Source organism: Methylotuvimicrobium buryatense 5G, assembly GCF_000341735.1.
In the GTDB taxonomy this organism is placed as follows: Bacteria; Pseudomonadota; Gammaproteobacteria; order Methylococcales; family Methylomonadaceae; genus Methylotuvimicrobium; species Methylotuvimicrobium buryatense.
In genome coordinates, this window is sequence record NZ_KB455575.1 from 4629881 (window position 1) to 4647465 (window position 17585).

Consider the following 17585-nt stretch of genomic DNA (forward strand, 5'->3'; position numbering starts at 1 on the left):
GTATTGCGGTGAATCTATCGGTACAGCAATTGCGGCAAGCGCATTTGGTCGAGCGGGTTGCGAGCGTTTTACGGGCAAACGAGCTGGCGGGGGGCGATTTGGAATTGGAAATCACCGAATCTGCGGCGATGCTGAATCCTGAAGTTGCGATCGAGATTTTCAATGCTTTGCGAAACATCGGCGTGGAACTCGCCATCGATGATTTTGGAACCGGCTATTCATCGTTGTCTTATTTGAAATTATTGCCGATTCAACGCTTGAAATTGGATCGTACCTTTGTCAAAGACATCGAAACCGATCCGAACGATGCGGCTATTTGTTCGGCAACGATTGCGCTGGCTCATGCGCTCGGTATCGAGGTGGTTGCCGAAGGCGTTGAAACCGAGGCGCAGCGAGATTATCTGCTGCATAGAGAAGCCGATATAATGCAAGGCTTTTTGTTTGCCAAGCCGATGCCGGCGGAAGCCGTTCCGGTTTTTTTGAATAGTCCTCGGGCGGTTTAGACGCAAAGATCGAGCAATTCCTAATTTAACGTTCATGAAAGCCCAGCAATCGCCCGACAGGACGCCGTGAACCCAGCACCTAAATTATCCAAGAGCTAACCATAGCCAATGGATTATGGAATTTAGGTGCTGGGTGAATACGTCCATGTAGGATCGACGGCGGCTATCAGATTGCCATGGATGGCATGAATGCAGATTTTGCAGGAGCAAAAATCTGCCCTGCCGCCGACGCCTGTCGGTCGAGCAAACGCACCCTCTTCGGAATCCAGGGCAAACGCATTAAAATAATCAACATATCAATATGTTATCCTGTTTCTTAGAACGCTTAGTCAATTCGGCTTAACTTATGGCATCCCCTCCCTGGGCCCCGTTAGGCCGCGCCGAGCACTGGCGATTTTGCGGAGAATAGCCCGTTAGGGGAGCGGCAGGGATGCCGCTCGTTTTCGGAGGGCTAGGGATAGCCCTTCCGAAAACCCTCGGCAAAATCGTCAGCGCGCAGGATGCAGCGGCCTCCGGGTGTCTTTTCTTTTGGATACTTTTCTTTGGACAAGCAAAGAAAAGTATCGCGGTTGTCGGTCCGCGAACCGACTACACATAAGCGTCGCGATAGCGACACAAAGCCTTATTTAGGTTTCAAACTAAATCTTATAGTTAACCAGGAAAAAAGGAATATTTTAACTATTTGATTTTCCATAGTGTTTTGATGCGTTTGCCCTGTTTCACCGCCTCTATAACTCACGAAGCTATTGATACTCCGAAACGGGTGGGCAGGTGCATACCAAATGCCTGTCGCCGTAAACATTATCGATGCGTCCGACCGGCGGCCAATATTTGTCGTCGTGTTGATGATTGTCGGGGAAAAAGGCTTGTTGTTTGGAATAAGGCAACTGCCAATCGTCTAATAGCAAGCGATGCGTATGCGGCGCGTTATGCAGCAGATTGTTTTCAGGATCGGCCGAGCCGCTTTCGATATCGGCGATTTCTTGCCGGATAGCAATCAGTGCGTCGCAAAAGCGGTCGATTTCGCGTTTCGATTCGCTTTCGGTCGGCTCGATCATCAGTGTGTCGGCGACCGGGAAGGCCACGGTCGGTGCGTGGAAGCCATAGTCGATCAAGCGCTTGGCGATATCCTCGACCGTGACGTTGCACGTTTTTTTGAAGGCTCGGCAATCGATGATGCATTCATGCGCGACGAAACCGTTCTTGCCGGTGTACAAAATCGGATAATGCGGCGCCAGGCGATGGGCGATGTAGTTCGCATTCAGAATGGCGGTCAGCGTCGCTTTTTTTAAACCGGTCGCGCCCATCATTGCGATATAGGCCCACGAGATCGACAAGATACTCGCCGACCCCCAAGGCGCGGCCGACACCGAACCGACTGTGCCGTGTTCGTTTTTATACGGGTTGACGCCCTTGACGACAGGATGATCCGGCAGATAAGGCGCTAGATGCGCGCCGACGCCGATCGGTCCGACACCCGGTCCGCCGCCGCCGTGCGGAATCGCGAAGGTCTTGTGTAGGTTCAAATGCGCGACATCGGCGCCGATTTTTCCCGGGCGGCAAATGCCTGCGAGTGCGTTGAAATTGGCGCCGTCCAGATAAACCTGACCGCCGGCGTCATGCACAATCGCGCAGATTTCGCGAAAGGCTTCCTCGAACACGCCGTGCGTCGACGGGTAGGTGATCATCAACGCGGCCAACGTGTCACGATACTGTTCGGTTTTTTTGCGCAGATCGTCGACGCTGACATTTCCGTCGTCGTCGCAGGCGAGCACGACCACGTCTAGCCCGGCCATCACCGCGCTGGCAGGATTCGTGCCGTGCGCGGAGGCCGGAATCAAACAAATGTTGCGCTGCTCTTGACCGTTGACTTGATGGTATTTGCGAATGACTAAAAGCCCCGTGTATTCGCCTTGCGAGCCGGCATTCGGCTGTAGCGAGATCGCATCGAAGCCGGTCAGATCGCAGAGCATCGCTTCCAGTTCGTCGAATAATTGCTGGTAACCGTGGGTTTGCGATAGCGGCGCGAATGGATGAAGGGCATTGATTTCGTGATAAGAAATCGTTTGCATTTCGGTAGCGGCATTCAGTTTCATCGTGCACGAGCCGAGCGGAATCATCGAGCGGTCCAGCGCGATATCGCGCCGGGCCAGGCGGCGCATGTAGCGCATCATTTCGGTTTCGCTGTGATAGTTGCTGAATACCGGATGTTGCAGGATCGCATCGCTACGGAGTAATGCGTTCGGTATGCAGTCGTCAAGTTGTGCGTCCAAGGCATTGATTTGCGGCAGGTCGGCCGGTTGCGCGGCAAAAACCCGCCATAGGCTGCGAATGGTTTGGCGCGAGGTCGTTTCATCGAGCGACAGGCCTATCGTGTTGCCGTCGATGAATCTAAGATTGATACCGGCTTCCTGGGCGTTGGTGACGATGCGTTTTGCACGGTTCGGTGTCTTGATCAGCAACGTGTCGAAATAGCAGCGGGTTTCGATGGTAAAGCCGAGCAGTATCAATCCTTCGGCGAGAATTCGGGTGTAACGGTGCACGCGGCCGGCAATCATGCGCAGGCCGGCGGGGCCGTGATAAACGGCATAGAACCCAGCCAGCACGGCTGGTAATACCTGGGCCGTGCAAATGTTGCTGGTTGCCTTGTCGCGGCGAATGTGTTGTTCGCGGGTTTGCAGCGCCATGCGCAGCGCGAATTGGCCGTGCCGGTCTTTCGATACGCCGATGATTCGCCCCGGCACCGAGCGTTTGAATTCGTCGCGCGTGGCAAAGAATGCGGCATGCGGTCCGCCGTAGCCCATTGGTACGCCGAAGCGTTGCGAATTACCGACCGCAATGTCGGCTCCGAAGTGACCGGGCGGTTTGAGCAGCACCAGACTGAGCAGGTCGCAAGCAACTGTGACCAAGGCCGATTGCTTGTGTGCGCTGTCGACGATAGGCGTCAGGTCTCGGATTTCTCCGGTTGACCCAGGGTATTGCACAAGTACGCCAAAGCAGGTTTGTTTATCCAGGTCGTTGAAGACATCGCCGACGACGAACTCAAAGCCCATCGATCCAGCGCGAGTTTTGAGGACTGCGAGCGTTTGCGGATGGCAGTCTCGGTCCGCGAAAAAAGTGTTCGATGAACTGCCGGACAGGCGCTTGGACATACTCATGGCTTCGGCCGCAGCGGTCGCCTCGTCGAGTAAGGAGGCGTTGGCCAATTCCATACCGGTCAAATCGATCACCATTTGCTGAAAATTCAGCAAAGCTTCGAGACGTCCTTGGCTGACTTCGGCTTGGTAAGGCGTGTAAGCGGTATACCAGCCCGGATTTTCGAGGACGTTGCGTTTGATTGCGGCCGGCATCGAAGTGTCGTAATAGCCCATGCCGATTAATGAGATGAAGACTTTATTGCGTTCTTTGATTTTGCGTAGATGTTCGATGACCGCTCTTTCGCTGATCGTTTCGGTCAAGCTTAACGGTTCGAGGTCGACGATATCCTTTGGTACCGCGGCCTTGATCAAGTCTTCGAGTTCATCCAGACCTAAGATTTCGAGCATTTCTTCGAGTTCATCGGGATTCGAACCGATATGGCGGTTGATGAAGCTGCCGCGCATTTCCAATTGACTCAAAGCTGGGGCGGATGAGGACATGACTAACTCCGGTGATAACGGTGGGGGACGAAAGGCAGGTCGCAGACGGTGAGTTTGATCAGATTATTACGGACCCGTGTAAACAGCGTTGCACCGATGACGGCCGCTTCAGTATCAATCAAGGCTAGCGCGATCGGTCTGCCCAAACTAGGTGAAAAACTGCCGCTAGTCACGCGGCCGACTAATTTATCTTCGTTGTCGAAGACAGGCGCGTTTTCTCGAACCGGCATTTTGGCTTCGACGAGCAAGCCGACGCGTTGTATTTCGGTGCCGTTTTGCATTTGATTCAGCAGCGTGCCGGCTCCCGGATAGCTCTGATGGGTATTTTTGATCAACCAGGAAAGCCCGGCTTCGATCGGTGTGGTTTTTTCATCGAGCTCATGACCGTAAAGACTGAGCCCGGCTTCTAGCCTCAGGGTGTCCCTGGCGCCTAAGCCGGCCGGCTCGACTTCAGGAAAATTCAACAGAATTCGAGCCATCTTTTCGGCGAATCGATTCGGCAACGAAATTTCGAAGCCGTCTTCGCCGGTATAGCCGCTACGACTGATCATGCAGGGTATGTCGTCTATTTCGGTACGGCAGGCTTGCATGAATTGCAAGCGGCAGGCTTCCGGCGCAACCTGTTGTAAGACGTGCGAGGAGGAGGGGCCTTGCAGGGCCAAGAGGGCATGCTCGGACAGTTCTTGTAATTGACAGTCGTTCGACAGTTGTTTGCGCAAATGTTTAAAATCTTTTTCCTTGCAGGCGGCATTGACGACGATCGTCAATTCCTGGCCGAGTCGAGTTACGACGATGTCGTCGATAATGCCGCCGTCCGAATTCGTCAGCACGGTATATTGCTGCCGGCCGGAACCGAGGCGGGAGATGATGGCCGGCGTCAGTTTTTCCAGGCCGATGGCGGCGCTAGAACCCTTAAGCGAACATTGACCCATGTGCGAGATATCGAATAGCGAAGCCTGATTCCGGCAATGCAAATGTTCGTGAATGATCCCTTTGCTATACTGCAAAGGCATTTGGTAATCAGCGAACGGAACCATTTTGGCACCTAATTCGATGTGTAGCTCGTAGAGTGCGGTTTTATGGATTGTGGTCACGGTCGGTAAAGAGACGGTAGAGTAGGAGGCCATAGTTTAACGCCGCCTTGCATGTATGACAAAATCCGGTTTTCAACGAGCGGTGTCGTTCGCGTCATGTCCTTTGCTCGAATTGAAATTCGGCATCCGAAGTGCCCGTCAATAAGGTTATCTGAGAAATCAATGGCCTTACTGTAGACTGCTCCTTAAAATAAATGGACATAAACCTAAATAAAACGCATTGCTGAGTTTAGTATACCCATCGCACTTCAAATTTCGGCATTGACGCATGGAGGCGCCGGGGTGTTCGGCAAAGGCTTTGACAGCAGGGATGCTGTCACAGAGCCTACATGGACGTTTCACGGCGTCCTTTGACGCCCCCCTGCGCCGAAATTTGACCAGCAAAGGGTATATAAAAGTTTATGGTAGCAGTATACCTATAAGAAAACTGTCGGAAATTATTGCAAGTAAATGCTATAAAGGTCTATTTTTATTAAAAGCTTTTAAGGTAATGAGATAGCGGGATGAATTGAGTGGCTGAAAAATATACACCCGAAAAATTAGTCAGCGGCGTGATCAATTTAGTCACGCTGCCTGAGATATGCCGAAAGATAAACTTGGTAATGGCCGATCCGGACCATAGTCGACACGACATCGAGCATTTGGTTTCTCAGGATCCTGCTTTGACGATGAGGATATTACGCATCGTTAATTCATCCTATTACGCGTTGCCACGAAAGATCGACAGAGTAGATCAAGCTATATCCATTATCGGCGAGGACGATTTAAGTAATCTGATACTGGCGACCTCTGCCACGACGGTTCTCAAGCGTTTAGGCAATCCATTGATCGATTTTCAGGAGTTTTGGCGGCATAGTGTCGAATGCGGTTTAATGGCTCGAGCTATTGCCAAACAGAGTCATCATGCTAATTGTGAAACGCTCTTCACCTCCGGTTTATTGCATGATGTCGGAAAAATCGTTTTGTATTACCAATTGCCCGAATTGGCTCGAGCGGTGTTAGATGAGTCGAAAATGACCGGTTGCCGTATCGAAGAGGCGGAGCAGCGTTTATTGTCGTTTGATCATGCCCAAGTCGGCGGCGCCTTGGCTAGAGCTTGGAAATTACCCGAAATTCTATGCCGAAGCGTCGCTTTTCATCATCAACCCAATCAAGCGGAAGCATTTGCGATTGAGGCAGGTATGGTGCATATCGCGAATGTTTTATCGAACCGCCATGGATCCTTGCCGGTTGATTCGAGTAAAACTGAAATCGAAGACTTGGGTTTCGACCCGCAGGCTCTCGAATTGACGGGCTTGAGCATAAATAAGTTGCTCGAGACTGTCGAGGCGGTACAGGAACAAAGCAAGGAAGTTCAAACAATGATGTGCTCAGGTACCTGATCGTAATGTCAAATACCGGAAAGTTAGCAGCAATTCCCTGTTTGAACTTGCTCTCGGAGTTTAGTGATTGGAACATGCCTGTCAAGGAACGCCGTGAGCCCGTCTGTGGGGGCTTGAAGGCGGCTAAACGCCAAGAATGGCGTGAATGCAGATTTTGCAGGAGCAAAAATCTGTCCCGCCGCAGACATCCTCGCCAAGCATGCTCTACGCCCTTTTTTACTCTCAAATTGGGGGTTGCTGGAAAGGTAGTGTTGTCATTGATCATCGACAAGTATTCCAAAAATAGGTAACAGGTTATGGATAAACAGGAACTCAATATACTATTGGTCGAGGATAATCATGTTTATGTCGAGCTTATCAAGAATACGTTGGAAAATGAGTCGGCTTACCATTTAACGATTGCTGAAAATTTGCAAGAAGCGCGCGAGAGCCTTCATGAAAAACATCCCGATCTGATTTTGATCGATTTTTTTCTGCCCGATGGATTAGCGACCGATTTGCTCTCCGGCAACGTCGGTTTTTTGGATTGTCCGGTCGTGATTTTGACCGGGCCGGGCGATGCTACGCCGGCGATACATTCGATGAATGCCGGTGCTTGGGATTACTTGGTTAAAACCGAAAGTACGTTAGCGGATATAACCCATGTGATCAGTCGAGTCATGCGCGATTGGTTGCACTATCTTGAGAAAAGACAAGCGACCGATATGCAGCAGCGTCTAATGTCGATATTGGAGGCGACGCCCGATATGGTGGCTATTTTCGATGCCGACGGTTTTGCGCAATACATGAATGTCGCGGGCAGAAAGCTATTGGGGTTTAGTCAAGACCAAAATTTGTCCGAGTTACGCTTGACCGACTTTTACCCGGTTGAATACGCGAAAATCATTCGTTCCGAAGCGATTCCCAACGCAATTCGCAAAGGGCAATGGTGCGGTGAAACCGAATTGTTGACGCGAAGTAAGGATACGATTCCGGTATCTCAGGTTTTGATCTCGCATTTTGCAGAATTTGGCGGTGTTGCCTTTTTTTCCACGATCATTCGCGATATCAGCGAATATAAAAGAGTTCAGGAAAAAATCGAGTTTTTGGCTTATCACGATTCATTGACCGGCTTAATCAATCGAACGCAATTGCATAATGAACTCGAGCGAGAAATTGCAAGGGCACTGCGGCATAATGAAACAGGCGCGGTTTTGTTTATCGATCTGGATCATTTTAAAAAAATCAACGATACCCTGGGCCATCTTGCCGGTGATTCGGTATTAATGCAGATTGCATTGGCATTAAAAGCCAATGTTCGCCGCGATGATGTCGTGGCTAGATTGGGTGGCGATGAGTTCATTATCATTTTGAGCGGTTTGCCTATCGACAAAGCAAAGGCGGCTGAAAAAGCGGGGGAAATCGCCGAAAAATCCCGCCAGGATATCGCTAAGATTATTCATGCCGAAAGCCACAGGATTCAAGTGACCGCGAGCATCGGTATTGCATTATTTCCGTTACTCGAAGGCGGTTCGCACGAATTGATTCAACATGCCGATACCGCTATGTATCATGCTAAAGCGCAAGGCCGCAACGGCATCGCTTTTTACAAGCAGGGAATGAGCGATGCGGTGAGTCGGCAATTAAAGCTGGAAGTGGCATTGCGCAAAGCGATCGAGGAGCGCCAGTTTCGGCTTTATTATCAAGCGCAAGTCAATATCGACAATGGACGGGTCAGCGGTGCTGAAGTGCTGATTCGTTGGAATCATCCCGAACTGGGAATTATCGCTCCCGATGAATTTATTTCGGTATTGGAAAGCAGCGCGTTGATTTCGATTGTCGGCCAATGGGTATTCGAAACTGCCTGTTACCAATTGGCTCAATGGGTCGCCGAAGGTATTTGGAAAGACGATTACCATCTTTGCATCAATATTAGTCCGCGCCAATTCAGGGATGCCGATTTTACCGCCGGTATAGAACGAGTCGTGAAAAAAACCGGGGTGCCGGCACATTGCCTGGAAATGGAAATTACCGAAAATATCGTGATTTACGATTTGGACAAGGCCATAGAAATTATGCGGGATCTACATGATTTAGGTATTCGTTTCTCGATCGACGATTTCGGTACCGGATATTCGTCGTTACGCTATATCAAACGTTTGCCGGTGAATGTTTTGAAAATCGACCGCACTTTCATTCAGGATATGTGTACCGAAAAAGATGATGCGTCGATTGTCGATACGATCATTGCGATGGCGCGGCATATGGGGTTGGATGTTGTGGCCGAAGGGGTTGAAACTAAGGATCAACTCGAATTGCTCAAATCGTTGGGGTGCCCGAATTATCAAGGATACTATTTTAGTCCGCCTGGCACGGCCGACGAATTCAAGCAGTTACTGCTGGCTGCATAGAGTCTATGTTCGCGTTAATAGTTTAAGGAATATGCACAAAATAACTTATACAAGCAGTAGGCTTTGTGGCGGTTTGGCAGGGCAACCACATTAAAACAATCAACATATCAATATGTTATCCTGTTGCTTAGAACGCTTAGTCAATTCGGTTTAACTTATGGTGCCCCTCCCTGGGCCCCGTTAGGCCGCGCCGAGCACTGGCGATTTTGCCGAGAATAGCCCGTTAGGGGAGCGGCAGGGATGCCGCTCGTTTTCGGAGGGCTAAGGATAGCCCTTCCGAAAACCCTCGGCAAAATCGTCAGCGCGCAGGATGCAGCGGCCTCCGGGTGTCTTTTCTTTTGGATACTTTTCTTTGGACAAGCAAAGAAAAGTATCGCGGTTGTCGGTCCGCGAACCGACTACACATAAGCGTCGCGATAGCGACACAAAGCCTTATTTAGGTTTCAAATAAACTAAATCTTATAGTTAACCAAGAAAAAAGGAATATTTTAACTAATTGATTTTCTATAGTGTTTTAATGCGTTTGCCCTGGGCGGTTTGGTGACTCGCTTGACAGGACGCCGTGAATACGTGCATGTAGGCCCTAGCCAGCTCCATGCTGGCAAAGCCTTTGTCGAGCCCCCCGGTGCCTCCTTAGTCACCTGCCGAATTTTGAAGTACGAAAGGTATATTTCATGCTCGTTTCTAAGCACCTCTATTGCCTGCTAAATTAAGGTATAGATTCAAGCGCTATCCTCAGCAGATAGCTTCTTTGCTTGTAAGCGTTTGTTTAACCAAAAGCCTCCAATAATCGGTGCGGCCAATCCCATAGTCAGCGAAACGATCAAGGCAATCCAGGTCGTTTGGCTCCATGCTACCGGGTATACATCCGGTGTAACCGGTTCGCTGATGCCGGGAATGCTCGGCAGGTCGCCGTCCCCGTCGTCCACCTTCAATTGCGCCTTCATGCCTTTTTCCATGTGCTGCGGTATTTCGCAGTGCACCAAATAGGTTTTAGGCCGCGACGGAACGATCAGCGAGGCTTTTAATTCGCCTTGGCCGTACAGTTCTAAATGCACCATGCCGTCAGGGTATAAATAACCGGGTAGGCCGTGAATCATCATTTGATGACGGATTTGGTCGTCGTTGATGAAGGTGATGTTGATTCGGCTGCAAGGTTTAACGTTCCATTCTTGCCGGTCGAACGCAAACATCTTGCCGGGAAATTTTTGCGCATGTTTATGGCCGGCGCGGATCACGATATCGACATCCTCGGAAACTTCCTTACAGTCGCGCGGCAAATTGTCGGCATTGGCATTCATGATCATGCCGGTTTCATCCATCATCATATTGCCGTGTTTCATCATTGCCGCGCTGGGGTTGGCCGCCGCTAACAATAGCAAGCATAACGACGCGCCTGATAGATTCTGGATCCGGCAGGTGAAATTTTGTCGGGTCATTGTGAGAGTTTCCTGTTGAGCGCAACGACAATAAAAATAATAACGCCGAGCAATAAACCTACAGCGAGACCGAAGCCGGCGATGCGTAGATAATCCGGCGCGAGCATGCCGGCTTCGCCGAGTGCGTCGGCATATTCCCCGCTGCCCCAGACCGGGAGTTTTTTCTCGTAATAATTTTTAGTGAAAACCTGGTCGAACATTTCGTCATGCATGTGCGGCATGCCTTGATCGTCGAGCAAATGCCGGTAAGCCAGAATGGACATATTACCGCCCGGTTCCATGCCGTCGGTGGTCGTGCCGGTCACAACATGGTCGTGAAACATCCACAAGCCGGGTCCGTAGCTGTGCAGGCCGTCGTTTTTGGTGTATAGATCGAGATCGAGTCGTTGTGCCGGAGCAATGTCGAATACGTCCCGGGTGATTTGCGCACCTTCCGGCGCGTTGACGCCGTCATAAGCCAGGATCGTCGCCTTGTGTCCGTGAAAATGAATCGCCGCGGCCGAGCGTTGCGCATTGACTAGATTGAGCTTGATATGTTCGTTCTCGTCGGCGACGATGATGCCGTCACGAAGCGTGTAAGGAAACGAGCGGCCGTTCAGCAAGAAATAATTTTCGAACGACTCGGTCATGTTGTATTCGCGGTTCATGCGTTGCGCGATCAGCCTCGGGTCATTCGCGTCCTGGACGATTTTCGCGAGCCGCTTGTCGATCGATTGATAGACCAGGTCGTATTCTCGGCTGAATTTTTCCTTGACCGCAACCGAAGGGTAACGCACATGACCTGCGCCGATATTGAAGGTTTGCAGCCAATTGTTGGGCCGGTTTTCCTCGACGATGATCATGCCGGTCAAGCCCATCATCATGTGTTGCGCGGTTTGCACATGGCAGTGATAAATCATCGTGCCGGCATGGCGGGTTTGGATTTCGTAAGTGTGGCTCTGGCCGGGCATCACAGGATGTTCTTCGACGCCGTCATTATCCTTGCCTTCGGAATTCAGCCAGGGATGATCGACGCCGTGCAGATGGATCGTATGCGGCAGATAATGCGTATTTTCTAAGGTGATGTAAACTTTATCGCCTTGCTCGACCCGAATCACCGGGGAAGGTGCTCGCAGAATCGGATTGGCCACGAGCGAATTGAAATGCTTGACGCCCATGCCGACCATTTTGGGTGAGTAAACCCAAATTCCCGGTTCGATGCCCGGTGCGATAGGGAAGGTGTTGATCAAGAATTCGCCGTCGGGGCTCGGACCGTTGAGTTCGGTCACTTCCAGTTTAATGCGGATCACGTCAGGGTCGCCGTCGCCGTCGAGATCGTCGGTTTTAATCAAGGCATCCTGCGCGAAATGAGTTTGCATCAAGGTATGCATCGAGACGTTATTGGTGCCTTTGACCGATACCGCGATATCGTAGGGATTGTCCGGTTCGCACAAGGGCGATGCGGCGATTTCTACACCATCGATTGTTTGCGCCTCGCGCCATTCGGTATGTTCGTTCGAACAGGGTTTTTCGATGCCGCTGGTTTCATCAAGGCGATACGGTACTGTCGCAGGCGGCTCGATACCCGCAGGCTCCTGCATGGCAGGCGGTGTCAGCCAGGCAAATGCCGGCTGAGCTCCGATCAGAAGACTTAATAAAACGAAAAGATGTCGATGCATAGTGGGCTTATGGTGCGCTGGTGTGGGTGAGTGCCTCGACTTCCTCGGGTTTTGCGTAGTCGACGCCGACACTGATAATAAAGCTCGATACCGCCTCGATATCCATTTTCGAATTGACGACTTTCGATTTATGGACGATCACGGTAAAGCCCGAAGTCGGATTCGGCGAAGTCGGGACATATAAGACATAGTTGTCGCCGATGCGGTTTGTGACATAGGCGGGCACCCACATGCCTTCCTTGGGATACTCGACATAAACGACCGCGCGAACCTGTGCGTCTTCTTTGGTCAGAAATAATTTAAAGAGTTTTTGCGTGACCCGGTAAACGGTACCGATAAAAGGAATGCGTAAAATCATTTTTTCCAGGTAATACAGTAAATGCGCTTTTTCCTGCTTGAGTAAGTAGCCGAAATAACCGAGTATCGCAAGCGCCGAAGCGAATAAGGTAAAGGTCACGAATGGGTTTTCATAACGGCCATGGATAAGCAATATGAAATTGATCAGTAGGCTTTGAACGTAAAATACAATTTGCAGAATAATGGCGATAGGAACGAAGCCGATGACGCCAATCAGTACGTAGTCCGCAAAGGTTCGTAAGTTTCTCATGATGATGGTCTCCTCGTTTTTTTTATAGTGGTCGTTAGGGGGTATCGTTTGTATATTTGAAGTGGGTATCCTGTAAGTTATACCCTAGAAATAGTCAACAATGACTTCCCGTAACTATGCGGATTGTGGGATACGGTTACTTGCTTAGGAATATGCACAAAATAACTTATACAAGTAGTAGGCTCTGTGGTGGTTTGGTGACTCGCTTGACAGGACGCCGTGAATACGTCCATGTAGGCTTGACGACGGCTATCCCTGCCGCCGACACCTGTCAATCGAGCCACCAAACCCCCTTCCAACAGTTGTCTAAGTTATTTCATGCTCGTTCCTTAACGGGAAGTCTTGAACTCCGCACCTAAATTATCCAAGACAGTTAATCATAACTAAAGGGCTATGGAATTTAGGTGCGGAGTGGATACGTCCGACTTGACGCTATTTTCGGCATCCTCTCTGCGGGATATTATACTGATATTGGATTGATTCTGGACAGCGTCGAGGGTTTTCGTTTTGATTGAAGCTTCAAGAAGCGCGAGGCATTTTGTCCCGGAGCTTTAAAAAACGCTGGTAGCGTGACATTGGAATATTTCCTTGTTCGGCCGCTGCTCTAACCGCACAGTCCTTGTCGTTGACATGCCGGCAATTCTTGAAACGGCAGTGGTCGATTAACGGTTGAAATTCGCGGTAACCGTAAGCCAATTGCGCTTCGGAGAGTCCGTCGAGTCCGAAAATGGCGACGCCGGGACTGTCGATCAAATTGCCTCCGGACGGAAGATGATAAAGCGTCGCAGCGGTCGTTGTGTGCCGGCCGTGTTTCGTGGTGGCGCTGATGGTATTGGTTTTCAGATCCTTGTCGGGAATCAGCGCATTGGTCAATGACGATTTGCCGACGCCGGATTGGCCGGTCAGAATGCCGGTTTGGTGTGCCAATGCGAGTTTAAGCTGATCCAATCCGTGTCGATGTGTGGCGCTAACGCGGAAAATCGAATACCCCAGATTTTCGTAGATAGCCAGTTCGTCGATTAAGGCGGACTGAGGATTCAGGTCGGTTTTGTTATAGACCAAGGCTGCATCGATATTGCGATTTTCGCAAATGGCCAAATATTGATCGATCAGTAAAAAATCGCAATAAGGTTCGGGAGCAAAGACCACGAAAACGGTATCGATATTCGCTGCGACCGGTCGGACTTTGTCGTTCCGAGAAGGACGCGTCAATAGCGAGCGCCGTGGCAGAATCTCTTCGATACTGCCTTGATCGGGCGCCGAGAGTTGCCATAAAACGTTGTCGCCGACCGTCACGGTTTCGAGTTTCCGTTTCGGTTGGCAAAGTATGGTTTTACCGCCGCTCTCGACGGCAATACCTTGACCTAAATGCGCAATGACGAGTCCTTCCTGAAGCGGATTCATCCGTTTGCCGCAAGCTTGGTTTCCAGATTCGCGATGCGAATGGCCGCGGGCGGATGGCTGTAATGGAAGGCCGAATATAATGGGTCAGGCGTCAACGTGCTGGCATTCTCTTCGTAGAGCTTGACCAGGCCGCTGATCATCTTATCGGCGCGAGCGTTCGCGGCGGCGAAATCGTCGGCTTCGAATTCGAATTTACGCTGAAAATAAGCGCTGATCGGTTGCATAAACGGCGTGAAAACCGGTGAAACCAACGTAAACAGTAGTAAAGCGGCTGCGTTCGACGCTTCTGAAACGCCCAACCCACTGAAAAACCAAGGCTTGTCGATCAACCACCCGAGAATGGCCAGGCTGATTAGACTCATGATCGAACTGGCGATCAACATTTTAATGACATGCTTACATTTAAAATGCCCCAGTTCGTGTGCCAACACCGCTTCAAGTTCTTCTTCCTCGAGAGAATTGACTAGTGTATCGAAGAACACAATGCGCTTGTTGTTGCCAAGACCTGTGAAATAAGCATTGCCGTGTCCGGAGCGTTTCGAACCGTCCATGATGAAGATGCCTTGGCTGTTGAAGCCGCAACGGGCCAGCAAGCCTTGTATGCGCTGCTTCAGCGATCCTTCTTCCATCGGTGTGAATTTATTGAATAACGGGGCGATCACGGTCGGAAACAACCAACTCATCAATAATGAAAAACTGATGAGAATGGCCCAGGCCCAAAGCCACCATAGCGAGCCGATGCTGTCCATGACCCAAAGGATCAAGGCCAAAATCGGTAAGCCGATCGCCAGCATCAAACCCAGCTGTAGCAATTGATCTTTGATGAATTGTTGCGGGGTACTTTTATTGAAACCGTATTTCTCTTCGATTACGAAGGTTTGATAAACATGTGTCGGAACTTCCACTAAAGTCATGAATAATATGATGGTTGCGACCGCGCCCAAACCGGTAAGTATTGGCGACAATTCGAATCCGGACCATAGATTGAACGCATATTCGATACCGCCGCCCAGCGTAATCAATAGTAGGAATACCAAGCCTATCAAGCTGTCAATCCTGCCGAGTTTGCCTTTATCTATCGTATAGTCGGCAGCTTTCTGATGGGCTTCGAGCGAGACTTTATCCTTGAAAGCATCGGGTACCGCGTCGCGGTGTTTCATAACATAATCCGATTGCCGCATGGACAGCCAAAACTGAATCGAATAGGAAACAATCAGCGCAAAAAGGAAGATAACGGTAAAAGTATTCATTATATAAAGCGTCAAGGTTGAGAAGTAGGCATACAGAGTAGCCAATGCTATAATTTCGCGCAACTTTAATCATACAGGGAATTAAAATGGAGCAAGTGTCATCTCGTCTGATTTGGATCGATCTCGAAATGACCGGTCTCGATCCGGATAACGATGCGATTATCGAGATTGCCACAATCGTTACCGATAAAGACCTTGAAATTCTAGCAAAAGGCCCGGTGTTGGCGATTTATCAAGATGAACAAGTACTGGCCAAAATGGACGAATGGAATCAAACGCATCATGGTCAATCAGGTCTACTCGAGCGGGTGCAAACATCGACCGTCGATGAAGCCGAAGCCGAATATCAAACTTTGGAGTTTTTAAAGCTATGGGTTCCCGAAGGCGTATCGCCTATGTGCGGTAACAGTATCGGCCAGGATCGGCGCTTTATGTATCGTTCGATGAAAAAACTCGAAGCTTATTTCCATTATCGTAATCTCGATGTTTCGACCCTGAAAGAACTTGCAGCCAGGTGGGCGCCTACGGTCAAGGACGGTTTCGTCAAGAAAGAAGCGCACCGTGCCTTAGACGACATTGTCGAATCGATCGAAGAACTCCGTTACTATCGGAAACATTTCATCAGATATTAAAGGTAAAAAAAATCCAAATGTTAGACCCTCGTTTATTTAGATCCGATCTCGATTTTGTTCAACAGCAACTGAAGCGCCGTGCGTTCGAATTCAATGCGGCTTATTATTCCGAATTGGAGGCCAAGCGTAAGGCGATACAAGTCAAAACGCAGGACCTGCAAAACGAACGTAACAGCCGGTCGAAGTCGATCGGCAAGGCCAAAGCCAATGGCGAAGATATTCAGCCTTTGCTCGATCAGGTCCAGCATTTAGGCGACCAGTTGAAAGCGGCGGAAACCGAACTCAGCGAAATCCAGTCCAAAATGACCGAATTGATGGAAGGGATTCCGAATATTTTGGACGATTCGGTGCCGGACGGTCGCGACGAGGAAAGTAACGTCGAAATTAGCCGATGGGGCGAGCCGACGCGATTCGATTTCGAAGCGAAGGATCATGTCGAATTGGGCGCGAAAGTCGGCGGCATGGACTTCGAACTGGGCGCGAAGATTGCCAGCGCCCGCTTCGTAGTGTTGCAAGGACCGCTGGCGCGCTTGCAGCGGGCGCTGATTCAATTCATGCTCGATACGCATGTCAGCGAACATGGTTATACCGAAGCTTATGTACCGTTTCTGGTCAATGCGCAGAGTTTGCGCGGTACCGGACAGTTACCGAAATTCGAGCAGGATTTATTCAAAGTCGGAAGCGAGCCGCCGTATTATTTGATCCCGACCGCTGAAGTGCCGGTTACCAATATCGTGCGCGACGAAATCGTCGACGCTAAGAATATGCCCTTGAGATTCGTTTGTCATACGCCGTGTTTTCGAAGTGAAGCGGGTGCTTACGGCAAAGACGTCAAAGGCATGATTCGACAGCACCAATTCGAGAAGGTCGAATTGGTGCAGATCGTTAAGCCTGAAGAATCCGAGGCTGCTCATGAAGAATTGACCGGGCATGCCGAAACGATTCTGAAAAAACTTAAATTGCCGTATCGTAAAGTTTTGTTGTGTGCCGGCGATACCGGTTTTTCATCGGCGAAAACCTATGACTTGGAAGTATGGTTGCCGGGGCAGGGTGTCTATCGGGAGATTTCGTCATGCAGCAATTTCAAAGATTTTCAGGCAAGGCGCTTGCAGGCACGTTGGCGCAATCCCGAAACCGGCAAACCGGAATTGGTTCATACGCTGAACGGTTCCGGGTTAGCTGCCGGCAGAACCTTGATAGCAGTGATCGAAAATTATCAGGATGAGCAAGGCAGGATTCATGTGCCGGAGGTGCTACGGCCTTATCTCGGCGGCATTGATGTCATTGAGTAAGCTGGTGAGCGGTAAGCAGTTAGTAGTGAATGGTGAATGGGCGGCTCTTGGAGTCCTTTGTGGGAGCGGCGTCTTCGTCGCGACTGGAGAAGCCTAAGACGTTTATCCCATACGCATCAAGCTAAGAATATCGCTAAAATTAACTCACTGAATTGCCAAGGTTTTATTTAGAGCGATTCGAGGGGTCCGGTATAAGCCGTGGGAGCGATCCCCAGATCGCGATTGTCGAAGCCCGGAAGCTTGGATAACCAACAAATGGTATCGAAGCCGAAAACGCCAAGGCTTCGATAAAAATC

Annotated in this window: 13 protein-coding genes; 5 read left to right on the forward strand and 8 right to left on the reverse strand. The window is 50.2% G+C overall.

Annotated features, from left to right (window positions below; genetic code table 11):
* The coding region (locus tag METBU_RS24890; protein WP_040575371.1) for an EAL domain-containing protein at nt 1–503 on the forward strand (503 nt) is incomplete at its 5' end.
* 166 nt (nt 504–669) lie between these two features.
* On the opposite strand, the gene METBU_RS29110 is transcribed toward METBU_RS24890, so the two are convergent.
* The 3 genes from METBU_RS29110 to gcvT all read right to left on the reverse strand — a co-directional run bounded on the left by METBU_RS29110 (nt 670) and on the right by gcvT (nt 5268).
* Nucleotides 670–798, reverse strand: coding sequence for a hypothetical protein (locus METBU_RS29110; RefSeq protein ID WP_017842477.1), 129 nt, complete (start codon nt 796–798; stop codon nt 670–672).
* 448 nt (nt 799–1246) lie between these two features.
* Nucleotides 1247–4141 (reverse strand): aminomethyl-transferring glycine dehydrogenase, encoded by a 2895-nt coding sequence (gene gcvP / locus METBU_RS0120950; RefSeq protein WP_017842480.1) that lies wholly within the window; start codon nt 4139–4141, stop codon nt 1247–1249.
* 2 nt (nt 4142–4143) lie between these two features.
* Nucleotides 4144–5268 carry a glycine cleavage system aminomethyltransferase GcvT gene (gcvT, locus tag METBU_RS0120955; protein WP_017842481.1) on the reverse strand — a complete coding sequence of 375 codons (1125 nt, stop codon included), beginning with the start codon at nt 5266–5268 and terminating at the stop codon, nt 4144–4146.
* A 479-nt stretch (nt 5269–5747) separates the two neighbouring features.
* On the opposite strand from gcvT, the gene METBU_RS0120960 reads away from it, so the two are divergent.
* Together METBU_RS0120960 and METBU_RS24895 are read left to right on the forward strand one after the other, a co-directional pair.
* On the forward strand, nt 5748–6617 hold the full coding sequence (locus METBU_RS0120960; RefSeq protein ID WP_017842482.1) for an HDOD domain-containing protein: 870 nt from the start codon (nt 5748–5750) through the stop codon (nt 6615–6617).
* 296 nt (nt 6618–6913) lie between these two features.
* The gene (locus tag METBU_RS24895; protein WP_017842483.1) at nt 6914–9007 is read left to right on the forward strand and encodes a GGDEF/EAL domain-containing response regulator; all 2094 of its coding nucleotides are present in this window, start codon (nt 6914–6916) and stop codon (nt 9005–9007) included.
* 722 nt (nt 9008–9729) lie between these two features.
* Here the strand turns inward: METBU_RS24895 and METBU_RS0120975 are convergent.
* From METBU_RS0120975 to METBU_RS0120995, 5 genes are all read right to left on the reverse strand, one after another.
* Nucleotides 9730–10446, reverse strand: a complete 717-nt coding sequence (locus METBU_RS0120975) for a cupredoxin domain-containing protein (protein WP_017842479.1) — start codon at nt 10444–10446, stop codon at nt 9730–9732.
* Nucleotides 10443–12104 (reverse strand): multicopper oxidase domain-containing protein, encoded by a 1662-nt coding sequence (locus METBU_RS0120980; RefSeq protein ID WP_017842484.1) that lies wholly within the window; start codon nt 12102–12104, stop codon nt 10443–10445. Before METBU_RS0120980 ends, METBU_RS0120975 begins: the two co-directional genes overlap by 4 nt.
* A 7-nt stretch (nt 12105–12111) precedes the next feature.
* The gene (locus tag METBU_RS0120985) at nt 12112–12711 is read right to left on the reverse strand and encodes a DUF502 domain-containing protein (RefSeq protein WP_017842485.1); all 600 of its coding nucleotides are present in this window, start codon (nt 12709–12711) and stop codon (nt 12112–12114) included.
* Between the two features lie 519 nt (nt 12712–13230).
* Nucleotides 13231–14115 (reverse strand): ribosome small subunit-dependent GTPase A, encoded by an 885-nt coding sequence (rsgA, locus tag METBU_RS0120990; protein ID WP_017842486.1) that lies wholly within the window; start codon nt 14113–14115, stop codon nt 13231–13233.
* The gene (locus tag METBU_RS0120995) at nt 14112–15365 is read right to left on the reverse strand and encodes a M48 family metallopeptidase (RefSeq protein WP_017842487.1); all 1254 of its coding nucleotides are present in this window, start codon (nt 15363–15365) and stop codon (nt 14112–14114) included. The genes rsgA and METBU_RS0120995 overlap by 4 nt, the downstream gene beginning before the upstream one ends.
* 86 nt (nt 15366–15451) lie before the next feature.
* On the opposite strand from METBU_RS0120995, the gene orn reads away from it, so the two are divergent.
* Both orn and serS read left to right on the forward strand, forming a co-directional pair.
* Entirely contained in the window at nt 15452–15997 is a 546-nt protein-coding gene (gene orn / locus METBU_RS0121000) for an oligoribonuclease (protein ID WP_014147513.1), read from the forward strand.
* 17 nt (nt 15998–16014) lie between these two features.
* Nucleotides 16015–17289 (forward strand): serine--tRNA ligase, encoded by a 1275-nt coding sequence (gene serS, locus METBU_RS0121005; protein ID WP_017842488.1) that lies wholly within the window; start codon nt 16015–16017, stop codon nt 17287–17289.
* Nucleotides 17290–17585 lie beyond the last annotated feature (296 nt).